17 protein-coding genes are annotated in these 16454 nt (G+C 71.2%); 9 read left to right on the top strand and 8 right to left on the bottom strand.

The window, feature by feature from the left end:
• Positions 1–51 precede the first annotated feature (51 nt).
• Both ACRXBZ_RS24990 and ACRXBZ_RS24985 read left to right on the top strand, forming a co-directional pair.
• The gene (locus ACRXBZ_RS24990) at positions 52–1338 is read left to right on the top strand and encodes a magnesium transporter MgtE N-terminal domain-containing protein (protein WP_168590121.1); all 1287 of its coding nucleotides are present in this window, start codon (positions 52–54) and stop codon (positions 1336–1338) included.
• Positions 1338–1865, top strand: coding sequence for a DUF1003 domain-containing protein (locus tag ACRXBZ_RS24985; RefSeq protein ID WP_433881168.1), 528 nt, complete (start codon positions 1338–1340; stop codon positions 1863–1865). Before ACRXBZ_RS24990 ends, ACRXBZ_RS24985 begins: the two co-directional genes overlap by 1 nt.
• 264 nt (positions 1866–2129) lie before the next feature.
• Here ACRXBZ_RS24985 and ACRXBZ_RS24980 read toward each other — a convergent pair whose 3' ends face one another.
• Positions 2130–2576: an NUDIX hydrolase gene (locus tag ACRXBZ_RS24980; protein WP_433881167.1), complete on the bottom strand. Its 447-nt coding sequence runs from the start codon at positions 2574–2576 to the stop codon at positions 2130–2132.
• 4 nt (positions 2577–2580) lie between these two features.
• On the bottom strand, positions 2581–3027 hold the full coding sequence (locus tag ACRXBZ_RS24975; RefSeq protein WP_223839536.1) for a MarR family winged helix-turn-helix transcriptional regulator: 447 nt from the start codon (positions 3025–3027) through the stop codon (positions 2581–2583).
• A 275-nt stretch (positions 3028–3302) separates the two neighbouring features.
• Here ACRXBZ_RS24975 and ACRXBZ_RS24970 point away from each other — a divergent pair, with 275 nt between their 5' ends.
• A complete protein-coding gene (locus ACRXBZ_RS24970) occupies positions 3303–4442 on the top strand; it encodes an Mrp/NBP35 family ATP-binding protein (protein ID WP_433881166.1) in 1140 nt (379 codons plus the stop codon).
• Positions 4443–4540: 98 nt separating this feature from the next.
• Here the strand turns inward: ACRXBZ_RS24970 and ACRXBZ_RS24965 are convergent, their stop codons facing one another.
• On the bottom strand, positions 4541–5095 hold the full coding sequence (locus ACRXBZ_RS24965) for an O-methyltransferase (protein WP_433883963.1): 555 nt from the start codon (positions 5093–5095) through the stop codon (positions 4541–4543).
• A gap of 347 nt (positions 5096–5442) precedes the next feature.
• Between ACRXBZ_RS24965 and sigE the strand changes: the two genes are divergently transcribed.
• From sigE to tatB, 4 genes are all read left to right on the top strand, one after another.
• Positions 5443–6021: an RNA polymerase sigma factor SigE gene (sigE, locus tag ACRXBZ_RS24960; RefSeq protein ID WP_168590120.1), complete on the top strand. Its 579-nt coding sequence runs from the start codon at positions 5443–5445 to the stop codon at positions 6019–6021.
• Positions 6022–6024: 3 nt separating this feature from the next.
• Positions 6025–6759: a zf-HC2 domain-containing protein gene (locus ACRXBZ_RS24955; protein ID WP_433881165.1), complete on the top strand. Its 735-nt coding sequence runs from the start codon at positions 6025–6027 to the stop codon at positions 6757–6759.
• Positions 6760–6927: 168 nt separating this feature from the next.
• Positions 6928–8694, top strand: coding sequence for a S1C family serine protease (locus tag ACRXBZ_RS24950; RefSeq protein WP_433881164.1), 1767 nt, complete (start codon positions 6928–6930; stop codon positions 8692–8694).
• 388 nt (positions 8695–9082) lie between these two features.
• Positions 9083–9490, top strand: a complete 408-nt coding sequence (gene tatB, locus ACRXBZ_RS24945; protein WP_190818494.1) for a Sec-independent protein translocase protein TatB — start codon at positions 9083–9085, stop codon at positions 9488–9490.
• Positions 9491–9524: 34 nt separating this feature from the next.
• On the opposite strand, the gene ACRXBZ_RS24940 is transcribed toward tatB, so the two are convergent.
• The gene (locus ACRXBZ_RS24940; protein WP_433881163.1) at positions 9525–10727 is read right to left on the bottom strand and encodes an MFS transporter; all 1203 of its coding nucleotides are present in this window, start codon (positions 10725–10727) and stop codon (positions 9525–9527) included.
• A 66-nt stretch (positions 10728–10793) separates the two neighbouring features.
• Here ACRXBZ_RS24940 and ACRXBZ_RS24935 point away from each other — a divergent pair, with 66 nt between their 5' ends.
• A complete protein-coding gene (locus ACRXBZ_RS24935) occupies positions 10794–11744 on the top strand; it encodes a LysR family transcriptional regulator (protein WP_433881162.1) in 951 nt (316 codons plus the stop codon).
• Between the two features lie 95 nt (positions 11745–11839).
• Here the strand turns inward: ACRXBZ_RS24935 and ACRXBZ_RS24930 are convergent, their stop codons facing one another.
• Together ACRXBZ_RS24930 and ACRXBZ_RS24925 are read right to left on the bottom strand one after the other, a co-directional pair.
• Positions 11840–13420 (bottom strand): leucyl aminopeptidase, encoded by a 1581-nt coding sequence (locus ACRXBZ_RS24930; RefSeq protein WP_433881161.1) that lies wholly within the window; start codon positions 13418–13420, stop codon positions 11840–11842.
• A 349-nt stretch (positions 13421–13769) separates the two neighbouring features.
• The gene (locus ACRXBZ_RS24925) at positions 13770–13937 is read right to left on the bottom strand and encodes a DUF3117 domain-containing protein (RefSeq protein ID WP_009949794.1); all 168 of its coding nucleotides are present in this window, start codon (positions 13935–13937) and stop codon (positions 13770–13772) included.
• Positions 13938–14341: 404 nt separating this feature from the next.
• Here ACRXBZ_RS24925 and ACRXBZ_RS24920 point away from each other — a divergent pair, with 404 nt between their 5' ends.
• The gene (locus ACRXBZ_RS24920) at positions 14342–15130 is read left to right on the top strand and encodes an enoyl-CoA hydratase (RefSeq protein WP_433881160.1); all 789 of its coding nucleotides are present in this window, start codon (positions 14342–14344) and stop codon (positions 15128–15130) included.
• Positions 15131–15418: 288 nt separating this feature from the next.
• On the opposite strand, the gene ACRXBZ_RS24915 is transcribed toward ACRXBZ_RS24920, so the two are convergent.
• Together ACRXBZ_RS24915 and ACRXBZ_RS24910 are read right to left on the bottom strand one after the other, a co-directional pair.
• Positions 15419–16000: a DNA-3-methyladenine glycosylase I gene (locus tag ACRXBZ_RS24915; RefSeq protein ID WP_433881159.1), complete on the bottom strand. Its 582-nt coding sequence runs from the start codon at positions 15998–16000 to the stop codon at positions 15419–15421.
• Positions 15993–16451, bottom strand: coding sequence for an SRPBCC family protein (locus ACRXBZ_RS24910; protein WP_433881158.1), 459 nt, complete (start codon positions 16449–16451; stop codon positions 15993–15995). Before ACRXBZ_RS24910 ends, ACRXBZ_RS24915 begins: the two co-directional genes overlap by 8 nt.
• Positions 16452–16454 lie beyond the last annotated feature (3 nt).

Genomic DNA, 16454 nt, shown 5'->3' with positions numbered 1-16454 from the left:
GCCGTTCCGCCCGGGCAGCGGATGGCACGGAGAGTGCATAGCCTGATCCCCGTGGCAGCCGCGACCAGGGTTTTCGCGGCCCGGATGGCCGGCCTGTCGGTGTTCGGGCCGGACGGCGAATCGATCGGTCGGGTGCGCGACGTCGTCGCCGGGCTCAGCGTCCGGCGGCAGCCGCCGCGCGTCCTCGGCCTGGTCGTCGAGCTGCCAACCCGGCGCCGGATCTTCGTGCCGATGCTGCGGGTCACCCGAATCGAATCCAGCGCCGTGACGCTGGCGACCGGCACGGTGAACCTCCGCCATTTCCACCAGCGCCCCAACGAACTGCTGGTGCTCGGCCAACTGCTCGACGCCCGGGTCGTCATCGACTCCACCGGGGCGCCCGCGGTCCTGGTCGACGTCGCAATGGAGCAGATCCGCACCCGCGACTGGCAGCTGGCCAAGCTCGCGGTTCGGGAGCGCACCGGACGGCTCGGCCGCCGCGGCCCGACCCAGGTGCTGGACTGGGACCAGGTCACCGGGCTGGCGGTCGCGGAGCTGACCGGTCAGCCGCAGGGCGTGCAGCAGCTGCTCGCCATGTTCGACACGATGCGCGCGGTCGACGTCGCGAGCACCCTGCACGAGCTGCCGACCAAGCGCCGCTACGAAGTCGCGGAGGCGCTGGACGACGAGCGGCTCGCCGACGTCGTCGAGGAACTGCCCGACGAGGACCAGAAGGACCTGCTGGCGTACTTGGACGACGAGCGAGCGGCGGACGTGCTGGAGGCGATGAACCCCGACGACGCGGCCGACCTGCTCGCCGAGCTGTCCGAAGTGGACAAGGAACGGCTGCTCGGGCTGATGGCGCCGGAGGAATCGGCACCGGTCAAGCGGCTGATGGCGTACTCCTTCGACACCGCAGGCGGCCTGATGACACCGGAACCGATCGTGGTCGGACCGGACGCGACCATCGCCGAGGCGCTGGCGATGGTGCGCAACCCGGACCTGCCGGTGGCGCTGGCCAGCCTGGTGTTCGTCTGCCGCCCGCCGTCGGCCACCCCGACCGGCCGCTACCTGGGTTGCGTACACATCCAGCGGCTGCTCCGCGAACCACCGTCCACTTTGGTCGCCGGCGCGCTGGACACCGATCTCGCGAGCCTCCCGGCCGGGGCGTCGCTGGCCGACGTCACCCGCTACTTCGCCGCCTACAACCTGGTGTGCGGGCCGGTGCTCGACGACGAGGAGCACCTCATCGGCGCGGTCACCGTCGACGACGTGCTCGACCACCTGCTGCCGGAGAACTGGCGGGAGAGCGGACTTCCCGAACCGGAGACCGGCCCGACGGACCAGGAGGCTCTCTGATGCCCGAACTGCTGACCCACCGCCGACTCGACCAACCCCGCCCGCCGCACCGGTTCACCGTCTCGTTCGACCCGGAGCTGTTCGGGCAGATCTCGGAGCGGATCGCCAGGTTCCTCGGCACCGGCAAGTTCCTGTTCTGGATGACGGTGTTCGTGGTCGTCTGGATCGCGGTCAACCTGTTCGCGGTCAGCCTGCAGTGGGACCCCTACCCGTTCATCTTGCTCAACCTTGCCTTCTCCACCCAGGCCTCCTACGCCGCCCCGCTGATCCTGCTCGCGCAGAACCGGCAGGACGACCGGGACCGGGTATCGCTGGAAGAGGACCGAGCGCGGGCGGCGCAGACCAAGGCGGACACGGACTACCTCGCCCGCGAACTCGCCGCGCTGCGGCTGGCGATCGGCGAGGTCACCACCCGCGACTACCTGCGCACCGAGTTGGATCGGCTGCGCGAGGAAGTCCCCGGCCTGCGGAGCGAAGTGGAGAAACGGCGAATCCGCACCAGCTTCCGAGACGCCGACGACATCTGAACCCAGTGCGATTTCGAACCCAGCGCGATTCTGAACCCAGCGCGATTCTGAACCCAGTGCAATTTCGAACCCAGTGCAATTTCGATTGAGCGTTTTTCGTCCTGGCCGATCGCAGCCGCGACGCTGGAAGTCCCAGCAGGCTGCCGCAAGCGGCATAGCCGCCTCGGCCCACCGTCGCAGCGTGCACCGTCGGTTGGTAACCCGGAGTCGAGAAGGCCGCTGAGGTTTCCCCGCACCGCAACGCAAGAAGAGGTTGGAAAACGCTTAATGGGAACCAGCGCGCTGTTCTCGATTGGAACCGCCGTCGACGTCGGCGAAGAGGGCGATGATCGCCGGGGCCGTGACCTCGTGGGCCACGTACTCCTCGCGGGTGCACCAGGCGAGTTCGGCGATCTCGGCGGCCGGCTCGGGGGCCCCGTCGAGTTCGCCCGTGTAGCAGCTGAGCTCGACCTGCACGCCGTCTCCCTGACCGACGGCGTCGGTGACGTAGCGGCCGAAGAAGTCCGCCCCCACCAGCCCGACGCCGAGCTCCTCCCGCACTTCCCGGTGCAGGGCCTGCACCTCGGTCTCGCCGGGGTCGATCTTGCCGCCGGGCAGGTAGAACGCGGCCTGGTAGCCGGCGCGGACCAGCAGCAATCGCCGGTCCACAAACCGGACCAGGCCGACTGCCCGGATCAGCTGTTCGGGAGCGGTGGAGTTCGCATCGTGCACGACCTCATGCTTGCGCACGCTGCCCCGGCGGCGACGGCACACCCCCGTCGGCCAGCCGCTCGCAGGTGCGCATCAGCGCCTCCAGCTCGCCCGCGGTCGCGGACAGGAAGTACCGCGCCACCCCGGTGCGGTGTGTCGACGCCGCGAGCTGCAACCGCGCTTCGCCACGTTCGGTGATCACGGCCTGCACACCGCGCCCGTCCGAATCCACCCGGACCCGGCGCACCAGCCCGAGCCGTTCGAGGCGGTCGACCAACCGGGTCACCCCGGAACGGGACAGCAGCACGACGTCCGCGAGTTCGGTCATCCTCAGCCGCTGTTCGGGGGCTTCTGCCAGCGCCTCGAGGACGTCGTAGGCGGCGAGCGTGAGCCGTTGCTCGGCGATCAGGTCGCCTTCCAGGCAGCGCGTAACCCTGGCGTGCGCGCGGAGGAAACTGCGGTACGCCAGCAATTCACTTCGAGTCGGTAATCGATCAAGAGCCGTCTCGGCCACGAAGATTGATATTACGGAACGCGTTCACTCGACTGCGCAGCGCCCCCGAACAAGAATCGCGTTCTGCTCGGCGAGTCCCGCCGACCAGCGCGGGCAACCCTGTTCCCGGCGGGCTACCGGTCCGTAGCATTGGGAGTGCCCACCGCGCGGTGTGAGAACCTTCGAGGTCGGCGCACGGCGTCGTCCGAAGCGACCACCGACCACGTCCGCTACTCCAGCTTACCGAGGTAACCGTGACCAGTACGCAGTCCGCGCCCACCGAGGACGCCGTCCGGAAGGCCCTCAGCCAGGTCGAGGACCCGGAGATCCGCCGGCCGATCACCGACCTGGGCATGGTCAAGAGCGTGTCCATCGGCACCGCCGGCGCCGTGACGGTCGAGGTGTACCTGACGGTCCAGGGCTGCCCGATGCGGGAGACGATCACGCAGCGGGTCACCAGCGCCGTGTCCACCGTCGAGGGCGTCAGCTCGGTCCAGGTCGAGCTCGACGTGATGAGCGACGAGCAGCGCACCGAGCTGCGCAAGATGCTGCGCGGCAGCGCCGAGGAACCGCGCATCCCGTTCGCCGAGCCCGGCTCGATGACCCGGGTGTACTGCGTGGCCTCGGGCAAGGGTGGGGTCGGCAAGTCCAGCGTGACGGTCAACCTCGCGGCCGCGATGGCCAAGCGCGGCCTGTCGGTCGGCGTGGTCGACGCCGACATCTATGGCCACTCGGTGCCGCGGATGCTGGGTGCGGGCGGCAAGCCCACCCAGGTGGAGAAGATGATCATGCCGCCGCAGGCGCACGGGGTGAAGGTCATCTCCATCGGCATGTTCACCCCCGGCAACACGCCGGTGGTCTGGCGCGGGCCGATGCTGCACCGGGCGCTGCAGCAGTTCCTGTCCGACGTCTTCTGGGGCGACCTCGACGTCCTGCTGCTCGACCTGCCGCCCGGCACCGGCGACGTGGCGCTGTCCACCGCCCAGCTCATCCCGAACGCGGAGATCCTGGTGGTCACGACCCCGCAACAGGCGGCGGCCGAGGTCGCGGAGCGGGCTGGGGCAATCGCCATGCAGACCAGGCAGCGGCTGGCCGGCGTGGTGGAGAACATGTCCTGGATGGAGTTGCCGGACGGCCAGCGGATGGAGGTCTTCGGCTCGGGCGGCGGCCAGCGGGTGGCGGAGTCGCTGAGCCGCTCGATGGGCTCGGACGTGCCGCTGCTCGGCCAGGTGCCGCTGGACCTGCGGCTGCGCGAAGCTGGCGACAACGGCACCCCGCTGGTACTGGAGGCCCCGGACTCGCCGGCGGCGGTGGTCCTCAACGACATCGCAAAGCGCCTGTCTACCCGAGCGCGCGGCCTCGCGGGCAAGCTCCTCAGCGTCTCCCCCGCCTGATCACCACGCTTCCGGGTGAGAGGTGAGGGGCACCATTTTGTTGGCACAGCCGTTGGCACCGCCGCTCAATCTCAAGGGTGCCCCTCACCTCGAAAAAATCACGTGTGCTTCGCGACTGCGAGGAGACCCGGGCCGGTCGGGAGGGTGACGGGCACCAGGTTTTCGTCCTCCTGGATGGCCCGGACCAGGTCCCGCAGGGCCAGGGCCAGGGCGCTCCGGGTGTCCGGGCTCGCCAGCTGAACACCCGCGAACACGATCACCCCGCCCGGGCGCAGCAGCCGGACGCCGAGCTCCAGGTACCTCGGGTAGTCCGTGGTCGCGATGCCCACCGACACCAGGTCGTAGCCGCCTTCGGTCAGCCGCGGCATCAGATCGACCGCCCGGCCGGCGATCAGCCGGGTCCGGCCCGTCGGCACGCCCGCCTCCCGTAGCGTGGCGCGGGCCGCTCGCTGGGCCGCCCCGTCGGCGTCGATCGAGGTCAGCACGCCGTCCGGGAGCATGCCCTGGAGCAGCCACAACGCGCTCTCGCCCGACCCGGTGCCGACCTCCACCACGGCCTTGGCCCGCAACGCCGCCGCCAGGAACCGCAGCACGTGCAGCGGCGACGCCCCGACCGAGGTGTCCGTCGGACCGCCGGTCGGCGCGCCGGACAAGCGGTATCGCGCCTGCTCGCGGCCCACGGGCCCGGCACCCACCGGCGTCTCGGGTATCACAACGCGAAAGGTTATCGGCGTTGCCCACGTCGGTGTTCCGCGCGCCCGAATTCGTTAGTGGGCCGTTTCCGGCGGGCCGAGATGAGACCCGGATCACATCAGGTTCTCAGCCAGTTCTCAGGCGCCTTTAATCGCTACCTCACCAGGGCATACGAGAGTAAGCACGTCATAACCGACCCCATCGGCGTCTCCTAGACGACAACGCCGGGAACAACGGAGGCGACATGTCCGTTCTTGGAGATGAAAGCGCACAGGAGGTGGCTTTTCGCCCGATGGCAACACAGCCGATGAGTGTGGCCCCCAGTGTCCAACACAGCACCGTCTCGCCCGCCGCGGAAGAGGTCGCCTGGGCCCCGCCGACGTGGGACGAGGTGGTCCGGCAGCACGCCGACCGGGTCTACCGGCTGGCGTACCGCCTGACCGGCAACCAGCACGACGCCGAAGACCTGACCCAGGAGACCTTCATCCGGGTGTTCCGGTCGCTCGCGTCGTACAAGCCGGGAACGTTCGAGGGGTGGCTGCACCGGATCACCACGAACCTGTTCCTGGACATGGCCCGCCGCAGGTCCCGCCTGCGCATGGAGGGCCTGCCCGAGGACACCGACCGGCTGCCCGGCGGTGGCCCGAGTCCGGAGCAGGTCTTCAACGACACCCACCTCGATCCCGACCTGCAGGCGGCGCTGGACGAGCTGCCGCCGGAGTTCCGGGCGGCGGTCGTGCTCTGCGACGTCGAGGGGCTCTCCTACGAGGAGATCGGCGCCACCTTGGGCGTGAAGCTGGGTACTGTGCGAAGCAGGATCCACCGCGGGCGCCAGATGTTGAAGGCCACCTTGGAAGCTCGCCGCGAGCATCCCCGGGAGGTTTGACGAATGACGGTTTTGCGTGGGTGGGGGCTGCCGGAGCAGCACCTCGCGCTGGACGCGATCGTCGCATTGGTAGATGGGGAGCTCCGCCCGAGCGCCCAGGATCGCGCCGTAGCCCATTTGGCCCACTGCCCCGCGTGCACCGCGGACGCCGCCGCCCAGCGGCAGGCCCGCGCCGCGGTCCAGGCGGCCCAGACGCCGTCGATCTCACCGAGGCTCCTGCAGGCCTTGCAGGCCATTCCCGCGCACGCGGACCTGCCGAGCCAGCCGGACGGCTTGGCGCTGACCGCCGACGGCCAACTGGTCGCCGTGGCCCGCCCGGACCGGGCGAAGCGGTTCGGCGACGGGGCCACGCTCGGGTCCAGCAGGCCGTTGGGCGGCACCCAGCAGCCCTTTGGCAGCGTGTCCCCTTTTGCACGTGACGCCGACGCCGCCCCGTCGCGGCGGGTCGGCCGCCGCACCCGGCAAGGCGCCGGCGTGGTGTTCTCCGGCCTGGTGCTGGGCGCCCTCGCCTTCATGAACCTGCCGACCGACGAAGAGGGGCGGCCGGTCCCGAGCGCACCGGATCCGCTGCCCGGCGAGGCGTTCACGAATGCCGTCGTACCGGCTTCGTCGCGCGAATCGCTGCCCGCCGAGCCGAGCGTCGGCCATCCGACATCTCCGCACGTCGCCGCGGGCCAGCCGCCCTCGTCCGCGCCCCCCGCACCGACGACCTCGGCTTCCGCCCCACCGGGAAACTGAGCGTTCCTCCCGGCTAGGACCGCGAGACTTCGTCCGCTCCCACAGGAACTTCACCGGTCGCCCGGCAAAATGGGCGTGCCGGCAGTGGGCCCACATGCCGGTGGCATGGGCACACCGCCCGTGTGATCCACTCGAACGGACGAGTCCCGACCGCATGCCCGGGGAGCGATGAGCGACCAGCCAGGAAGGCCCGCGCAGGGCCCCGACGCCGACCAGGGACGTCGGGATCGACCCCACGCAGACCAGCAGGAGCCCAACGGGCGACCCGCCCAACCCGTGCATCCGTGGCAGGGCGCGGCGAACCCCACCCAGGGAGTGCCCGCCGGACCGGTCACCCCGCCCCCAGCCGCGCAGAACGGGCAGGCCGAACCACCCCACGCCGCTCACGGCGCGCAAGCCGACCCGGACAGCACCGCCGTGCACGGCAGGCCGGCCGAACCACCGCATCCAGCGCAGCACGCCTCCCCACCCCGCCTCGCCCCGCGCCCGCTGCGCCGACCCCCGGTCGACCCGTCGCAGAGCTCGGTGTTCGGCCGTCCGAAGGGCGTGACCGGCAGCTTCGACTCGAACCGGCGCGACCTGCCGGTGCGCGGCATCGAGCAGACCCCGCACCCGCCGGAAGCCCTGGCCCAGGCGTTCAGCCGCCCGCCACGCAGCGGCGAACGCCTCCAGCGGGCGCCGGGCGAGGAGCCGATGACACCCGAGCCGGCCGACGAGCCGGCGCTGTGGAACTCCGGCGAGCGCGATCCGTGGCGTGACCCGGCCGCGGCCGCGATGATCGGCCCGCCCGCCCTTGTCGAAGAACCCGAGGAGAAGCCTGACCGCACCGAAACCGGTCCGCTGCTGAGCGCCCGCGAGATCCTGTTCGGCCGCCGGGTTCACCCGCGCGCGCTTGCGATCCTCGCTGCGGTCGCCCTGCTCGTCGGCGTGGCCGGCGGGCTCCTCGGCCGGATCACCGCCGAGGAGGGCAACCCGCTCACCAACCCCGACGTCACCCTCGCCGAGGTGGAGCAGGGCAAGGACCGGCCGAAGGGCACCGTCGCCGCGGTCGCGCAACGCGTCGTCCCGGCCGTCGTGTCGATCGAGGTACGCGTCGGCGCGCAGGGCGGCAGCGGATCCGGGGTGGTCATCGACGGCAACGGCTACGTGGTCACCAACAACCACGTCATCTCGATGGCCGCCGACACCCCGAACGCGCAGGTCTCCACGGTCTTCCACGACGGCACCCGGGCCCCGGCGCGGATCGTCGGACGGGACGTGAAGACCGACCTGGCGGTGATCAAGGTAGAGGTGTCCAACCCGACGGTCGCCCAGCTCGGCAGCTCCGACGGGCTGGCGGTCGGCGACGAGGTAATCGCCATCGGCTCGCCGCTGGGCCTGGCAGGCACCGTGACCACCGGCATCGTCAGCTCGGTGCACCGCCCGATGCGGCTGGCCGGTGAGGGCACCGACACCAACGCGGTCATCGACGCGATCCAGACCGATGCCGCGATCAACCCCGGCAACTCCGGCGGTGCCCTGGTCGACGGCAACGGCGCGGTGGTCGGCATCAACAGCGCGATCCGCACCCTCGGTGCCGGCGGTGCGGGCGGTTCGATCGGGCTGGGCTTCGCGATCCCGATCGACGACGTCCGGCGCATCGCCCAGGAGCTGATCCGCACCGGCAACGTGCAGCACGCCAACCTCGGCGTCAACGCCAAGTCGGTCAGCGACGGGCTGGCCGACGGCGCCCAGGTGCAGAACGTGCAGGACGGCAGCGCCGCGGCGGCGGCCGGGATCGCCGAAGGCGACGTGATCATCAAGATCGGCGAGCGCAAGGTAGCCAGCGCCGACGACCTGATCGTTGCCGTCGACCGGCACCCGGTCGGCGAGCGCGTGCCGGTGACCGTGGTCCGGCAGGGCCGCGAACTGGTCCTGGCCGTGACCCTGAAGTGAGCACACGGGTCGCCCGGTTCCCGGATGGGCGCCCGGCGCACGGGACCCGCGCGCAAGTTGGGCGCCAGGTGGCGATTTCGCGCGAAATCGCCACCCGCCAGGCGTGGAAAACGGCGATTTCGCGCGAAATCGCCACACCCGCGCCCCTGCCACCGCCGCGGGTCCCGGACGGGGGCCACCCTCGAGGCGAATACCGCAGGCTGGACGACCTCCGAGGTGCCGGCCTCCGACGCTGGTTTCCCGCCGAACGCGCAGCTAACAGTTCGTGAAGGCCACGTGCTGGGTTACTTCCCCCTCCTGCGGCTATCACCCGGTCGGTACTCTGGGGGCGTTGCCAGCTCATGCGATGCTGGTCCGCGAGCCGCGAAGCCCCGGAGGTAGTCGAGAGGTGTTCGATAGCATCGGCTGGCCCGAACTCCTGGTTCTCGTCGTGGTCGGGCTGTTCATCCTCGGCCCGGAGCGCCTGCCGCAGGGCGCGGCGTGGCTGGGCAAGACGGTTCGCCAGGTCAAGGAGTACGCGACCGGCGCACGCGAGCAGATCAAGTCCGAGCTCGGCCCGGAGTTCGACGAGCTGCGCAAGCCGCTGGAGGACCTGCGCGGCATCCGCAACTTCAACCCGCGCACGGCGGTGACCAAGCACCTCTTCGACGGGGAGAACCCGCTCGACGGCATCACCAACACCAACGGCAGCACGAACGGCAACGGCTACCAGCCGAAGCCGGCGGACCCGCCGAAGCCCGAGCAGCGCCCGCTCGCCCCAGGCGAGCGCCCCCCGTACGACTCCGACGCGACCTGACCGGGCAGCCCTTCGCGTTTCGCCGGTCGTGGCGTCACGAAGCCTGCGCGACGGCGACGCGCCCGCGCGCGGGAACCGCGAGGCCGACGGCGAGCGCGGCCACCGCCAGCCAGCAGCACAGCAAGACCGTCATGCCAGACCAGCCCCACGCGCCGTAGGCGGCGCCGCCCACCACGCCTCCCACGCTGCTGCCGCCGTAGTAGGCGAACTGGTACAGCGCGGACGCCTGGCCCCGGGCCGACGCCGATGCCCGCGCCCCGACCCAGCCGCTGGCCACCGAGTGCGCGGCGAAGAACCCGCCGGTGAACACGACGAGGCCCACCACGATCACGAGCAGGTTGCCGGCGAGCATCAGCAGCAATCCCACCGCAGTCACCGCCAAGCTGGTGAACAGCGCCTGCGTGCGTCCCCAGCGATCCGCGGCGCGACCGGCGATCGTCGAGGTGACCGTTCCGGCCGCATAGGAGAGGAACGCGTGCGCAGCGAGCGCCGGAGGCACTAGCAGCGGCGGAGCGGTGAGGCGGAAGCCGAGCACGTTGTAGACGGTGACGAAGGCGCCCATGCCGAGCGCAGCGACCAGGTACGGCACGTAGAGCACCGGGTCGCTGAGCGCGGCGCGCAAGCCGCCGAGCAGCGGTCGCCAGCGCAACGGCTGCCGGTGGTGGTTGCGTTCGGCGGGGAGCAGCACCACGAACAGCACCGTGCACACCCCGGCGAGGAGCGCCACCGCGAACATCCCGCCGTGCCAGCCGGCGAAGTCGCCGACCACTCCGCCCAACAGCCGACCGGACATGCCGCCGACGGTGGTGCCAGCGACGTAGAGGCCCATCGTCGTGCCCAGGTGCTGACCGCCGGTCTCGTCGGCCAGGTAGGCGACCGCTACCGCGGCCAGGCCCGCGATCGCCGCTCCCTGGACCAGCCGGACGGCCACCAACACGGGGAAGAACGGCACCCATGGCAGCAGCAGGCCCAGGACTTCGGCGATCAGCAGCGCCACGATCATGGTGCGGCGGCGGCCGACCGCTTCCGACAGCGTGCCGAGCGGGATCGCCGCGACCGCCAGCCCGAGCGTGCTCGCCGAAACCAGCAGGGCCGCCGTGCCCGGGTCCAGCGCGAAGACGTCGGCCAGCTGCGGCAGCACCGGTTGCGGCGCGTAGAGCAGGGCGAACATCGCCAGTGCGCCGAGCAGCAGGGCGATGCGGATCTTGCGGATTCGGGCCGGATCGACGGGGTTCACGAGCTCGAACGTAAGCAGGCCTAATTAATGCGTCCAATTCAGCTTTGCAGCATCATTGATGCGATGATGAATCAATCAGCCGTGCCGGACGACGCGCCGGAGCTCGCGGCCCATCTCGCCCCGGCGCTCGCCCTGCTGCGGGCGGTCGCCACCGAGGGCCATCTCACACGAGCGGCCGAGTCCCTGGGCGTCCCGCAGCCGACGGTCAGCCGCATGCTGGCGAAGCTGGGAGAGCGACTCGGCACCCCGGTGATCGTGCGGCAGGGTCGCGGCATCCACCTGACCCGCGCCGGCGCGCTACTCGCGGAGGCCGCCGAAGACGCGATGCGCGGGCTGGAGGCGGGCTGCCGCGCCGTGATCGAAGAGGTCGACCCCGATCGCGGGCACGTCACCTTCGGGTTCCAGCACACGATGGGCAGCACCCTGGTGCCGCCGCTGCTGCGCGGCTTCCGCGACGAGCACCCGCATGTGCGGTTCGGGCTCGTGCAGGGGCCGCGGGACGCCATGCTCGCGCGGGCCTGGGCGGGCGAGGTCGACCTCTGCCTCATCTCTCCGCTACCGGATCGCGATCCGCGCTGGGAAACCGCACCGCTGTGGGAGGAACCGCTGGTCTCGGTGCTGTTCACGCGGCACCGGCTGGCCCGGCGGAGCAAGCTGCGGCTGGCCGAACTCGCCGGGGAAGACTTCGTCGCGACCCGCCCGGGCTACGGCTTGCGGCAGATCTTCGCGGGCCTGGCCGAGCGCGCCGGCTTCGAGCCGCGGCTGGCCTTCGAGAGCGAAGAGGTCGACACGGTGCGGGGCTTGGTCGCCGCCGGGCTCGGCGTGGCGCTGCTGCCGCCGGGCGACAACGGCCCGGCACCGGGCACCGTCGAGGTGCCGCTGGAACCGCCAGCGCACCGCACGATCGGGCTCGCCTGGCCGGCCGGCCGAACCCTGCCCCCAGCGGTCCGCACGTTCCGCGACTTCACCCTGGCCCGACGCAATTTCAATGGAAATCGAAGATCCGATTTCCATTGAAATTGAAGAAGTCGTCCACAGCCGTCGGCGTGTCGCGGCTCGACACGCCGACGTTCCCGCAATTTCCATTGAAATTGCGCCTCAACTCGCCGGAGTCACTCCGAGAGGTTCGCGGCCAGCTCGACGAGGCTGCGGGCCGCGAAACCGGTCCCGCCCGACACCACCTCGGCGTAGTCCTTGTCGGCCCGGGCCGGGCCCGCGATGTCCAGGTGCGCCCACCGCAGACCACCGGTGAACTCGCGCAGGAACAGCGCAGCGGTGATTCCGCCGGGCCCAGGCGGGGTCTGCTTCACATCGGCCAGCTGGCCCTTCACGTCCTCGGCGTGGTCCTCCAGCAGCGGCATCCGCCACCAGGCTTCCCCGACCCGCTCCCCGGCCTCGCGGATACGGTCGGCCAGCTCGTCGTCCGTGGCGAACAGCCCCCCGGTGCGCAGCCCCAGGGCGACCTTCATCGCCCCGGTCAGCGTCGCGACATCCACCAACAGGTCGGGTTCGAGCCGGTCCACGGCGTAGGCCATCGCGTCGGCGAGCACCATCCGGCCTTCGGCATCGGTGTTGCTGACCTCCGTGGTGGTGCCGCCGTAGTGCCGGACGACGTCGCCGGGCCGGTAGGCGCTGCCGGACACGTGGTTCTCCGCCGATGGCACCAGGCCGGTCACCCGGACCGGCAACCCCAGCCGCGCGATGGTCAGCAGCGCGCTGATCACCGCGGCCCCGCCGGACATGTCGGTGCGCATCAGGTGCATGCCCTCGGCGGGCTTGATCGAGATGCCGCCGGTGTCGAAGGTGATGCCCTTGCCCACCAGCACCAGGTGCGGGCCTCGGGCGTCCTGGGGCCGGTAGGTCAGCTCCAGCAGCCTGGGTGGCCGCGACGAGCCGCCGCCGACCGCGAGGATCCCGCCGAAACCGTTGTCGGCGAGCCACTTCTCGTCGTGCACCGCGGCGGTCAGGTTCTCGACGTCGGCGACCAGTTCGGCGGCGACTCCGGTGAACCAGGCCGGGTCCTTGATGTTGGAGGGCGCGTTGGCGAGGTCGCGGGCCAGCGCGGTGGCCGCCGCCAGCTCGCGGGTCCGCCGGACCTGCTCGCCCAGCGCAGCCTGGTCGGCATTCTCTGGCGCCACGAGCAAGATCTTCCGCAGGCGCGGCGGCGTCGGTTTGGCGGTTACCCGGAACCGGTATCCGCCCAGCGCCAGCCCCAGCGTCAGCGCCGACACCACGTCGCCGTCGACGTTGTCGGGCAGCCGGATCTGGAGGTAGTCCGCGTCGGAGGCGTCCCCGAAGTCGCCGATCTCGTCCTCGGACTCCGCTGCCTCGCCCAGCCTCTCGCGCAACGCGCGCGCCAGCGCCGCCCCGGCGCTGCGCCACTTCACGGGCTCCCCGGAGCCGACGCCCACGACCCAGCCGACGCCGCCCGTCGGCAGCGGAAGCGCGCGGACGTCACCGGCGGCGGCCGTCGCATTGACGGCCTGCAGCACCGCGATGTCCACATCGAACGGTTCGGCCGCGGCGGCCAGGTCCGGCCCCGCCTCGCCGTCGAAGACGGGAACCGCGCCGGGCACGCCGTCCTGCCACCGCTGCACGACGTCCACTTCGACCAGTGACGTCGGGATCACGGGCAGTGCCGGGTCCGCGTCGCGGGCCGGCTGGGCGGAACGGAATACTGAAGCACCGGACACGAGAAGACCTTCCTGCACGGCTCGCCGCGCGCACTCGACTGTCTGTCTTTAAAACGGCGGGGCGGCTCGGGCGGCCCGCAGAACGGGTTCAACGACAGCTCCGAAGCTACCGTTCTCGCAGGCCCGGGCACGATGCGCACCCGGTCCGGGCCGCAGGGGCGGCATGCCGGGTGATCACGGGGCGGCCCAAGGACTTACCTATTGCCGACGACGGCCCCGGCGCCACCACGGCACCGGGGCCCGACCGCGGCGAAGAACGCTCGCCACTCGCCGTCGACTTGATTGCGTTGTCGCCTCGGGCGCTGGGTGCACCGGCTCGCGGCGCTTCCCCGATCGCCAGCCGGCGGCCTCAGCCGGTGGCCGACTCCAGGGCGTCGCCCAGGTTCTTGGCCTCCTCGACCGACATCTCGACGACGAGCCGCCCACCACCCTCAAGCGGGACGCGCATCACGATGCCGCGTCCCTCCTTAGTCACCTCGAGGGGACCGTCACCGGTCCGGGGCTTCATGGCCGCCATAGCGTGCTCCCTCCGTGAACTCATCCCCCGCTGATCGCCACAACCAGCTCGGGTCCTCCCCATTCTCCCCTATCCCGAGGCATGGACGAAACCGAGCCGATCAACTCGTGTCGCCCGTGCGCTGGTCGAATGCCCGCGAGGGCTGGCAGACTCACCGCCCGTACGGGCTGTTTCGGTGCGTTCCGGCGCGACCGCCGACGACCCGGCAGCGGCCCCGCGGCGGGCCAGGATCGGCGGGCCCTCCGTGGTCGCCGACCGGTCCCGGTGGCGCTCGACCACAACCCGGACGACCAGCCAGAACACTGTCTACTCGGGACTTCGCGAGATCCGCGGCGTCCACTTTGGAAACATCGAGTAGCGGTCCGGCGGCCCGCCACAACGGACCCCAAGACAAGGAGTGCAAAGTGACCGACGTACTGCTGACCCAGGACACCAATGGTGTGCGCCTGCTCACGCTGAACCGGCCGGAGTCGTTCAACTCGCTCGACGTCGCCCTCAAGCAGGCGCTGATCGCCGCGCTGCGGGAGGCGGCCGCCGACGACTCGGTGCGGGCGGTGGTGATCACCGGTGCGGGGAAGGCGTTCTGCGCGGGGCAGGACCTCAAGGAGCACGTCGCGCTGCTGAACTCCGGCGACCCGGCGCCGCTGAACACGGTCGAGGAGCACTACAACCCGATCATCCGGGCCGTGACGAGCATGCCGAAGCCGGTGATCGCCGCGGTCAACGGCACGGCTGCCGGGGCGGGCGCATCGCTGGCCTACGCGTGCGACCTGCGGGTGGCCGCGACGAACGCGAAGTTCCTGATGGCCTTCACCAACGTCGGGCTGTCCACCGACTCAGGCGCGTCCTGGACGCTGCCGCGGTTGATCGGCTACGGCCGGGCGATGGAGATGCTGCTCCTGGCCGAGCCGGTGGCCGCCGAGGACGCGCTGCGAATCGGCATGGTGAACCGGGTCGTCGACGCCGGCGAAACCGTTGCGGCGGCCACCGAGCTGGCCACCCGGATGGCAGCCGGGCCGACCAGCGCCTACGCCCGCATCAAGGAGGCGATGCTGGCGGCGGCGGCCGAAGGCCTGGCCGAGGCGCTGGCGGTGGAGGCCGGCGCGCAGGCGGAGGCCGGGGCGACGGCCGACCACCGGGAGGCGGTCGCGGCCTTCGTCGAGAAGCGCACCCCGCACTTCACTGGCCGCTGATCCAGCCATTTCCGCAGGCCAGGGCCCGTGAGTACGTTGGGTGGGTTAAGTGACTGTTGGCGAAGGTGCTTTGTCTTCATCTTTGAAGCGGCGCCGCCGCTTAGCCCACTCAAGCAACCGGCACCGCCGCGGGTTCACAACAGTGCTATGCGGGGACGCCCACACCCCGAGCTATCTCGCGAGGACAGCCCCGGCGTGGTGAATGGGCATCATGATGTCGGGGATCCCACAGCGAGAAGGCCCCTGAGGTTCCGCCACCCGCAGCGCCACGCAAAAAGACCACGGACACTAATTGCAGTTCGCGCGCCAGCAGTCGGCCAAGTGGTCGTCGACCATGCCCGTGGCCTGCATCAGCGCATAGCACGTGGTGGGGCCTACGAAGGCGAAGCCGCGGCGCTTGAGCTCCTTCGCCATCGCCGTCGACTCCGGGGTGGTTCCCGGGATGTCGCCGGCCGTGGCCGGGCGCCGCTCGCGGCGTTCGGGGGCGAACGACCAGAGCAGCTCGTCCAGCGAACGGTCCAGGCGGAGCACCGCGCCGGCGTTGCGGATCGCCGCGTCGATCTTCGCCTGGTTCCGGACGATGCCCGCGTCGGCCAGCAACCGCTGCCGGTCGGCTTCGCCGAAGGCCGCCACCCGCTCCGGGTCGAACCCGGCGAACGCCAGCCGGAACGCCGCCCGCTTGCGCAGGATCGTCAGCCAGGAAAGCCCGGACTGGAACGCCTCCAGGGTGATCCGCTCGAACAGCTCCGGAACGCCCCGCAGCGGGACTCCCCACTCGCGGTCGTGGTACTCGGTGTAGTCCGCGGGCCCCGCGCCCCACGGGCAACGCGCCCGGCCGTCCGCGCCGACGACCGCACCGGACTCAGCCACGCTCCCCACCTCCCGCGTAGTCGCGGCAGAACGCCGCGAAGGCGCTCAGCGAACGGCGCATGCCCCAGACGAAGAGCGGTCGCACCACCGGCCAGACCAGCGCGCCCCCGAGCGGCAAGGTCAGCCGTTCCCACCACAGGAACTCCGATGCCTCGTTCCCGCAGCGGACCACGTCGAACCCGCCATCCCCGACGATCAGCTGCCCGTGGTGACGCACCCGGCAGCTCTCCGGCGGCCGCCATTCAACGATCTCCATCCGGTCCACGACGCCGGCCCCGCGGTACCCGGTCACCGCCACCAGCTGCGCCCCCGGCCCGTCGGGGCCGCCGAGCGCGTGCACCTCGGTGCCCAGCATCCACTCGCCCTGCCGCGCCCAGTCCGTCGCCGCAGCCCACACAACCTCGGGCGGCGCCTCGACCGGCACGCTCAACCGCAGCTCGACCGGGCGCACCGG

The organism is Saccharopolyspora hattusasensis (assembly GCF_050972075.1).
GTDB classification, from domain to species: Bacteria; Actinomycetota; Actinomycetes; order Mycobacteriales; family Pseudonocardiaceae; genus Saccharopolyspora; species Saccharopolyspora hattusasensis.
Note: the sequence above shows the minus strand (reverse complement) of the source record. Positions and strands in the feature narration are given on the sequence as shown.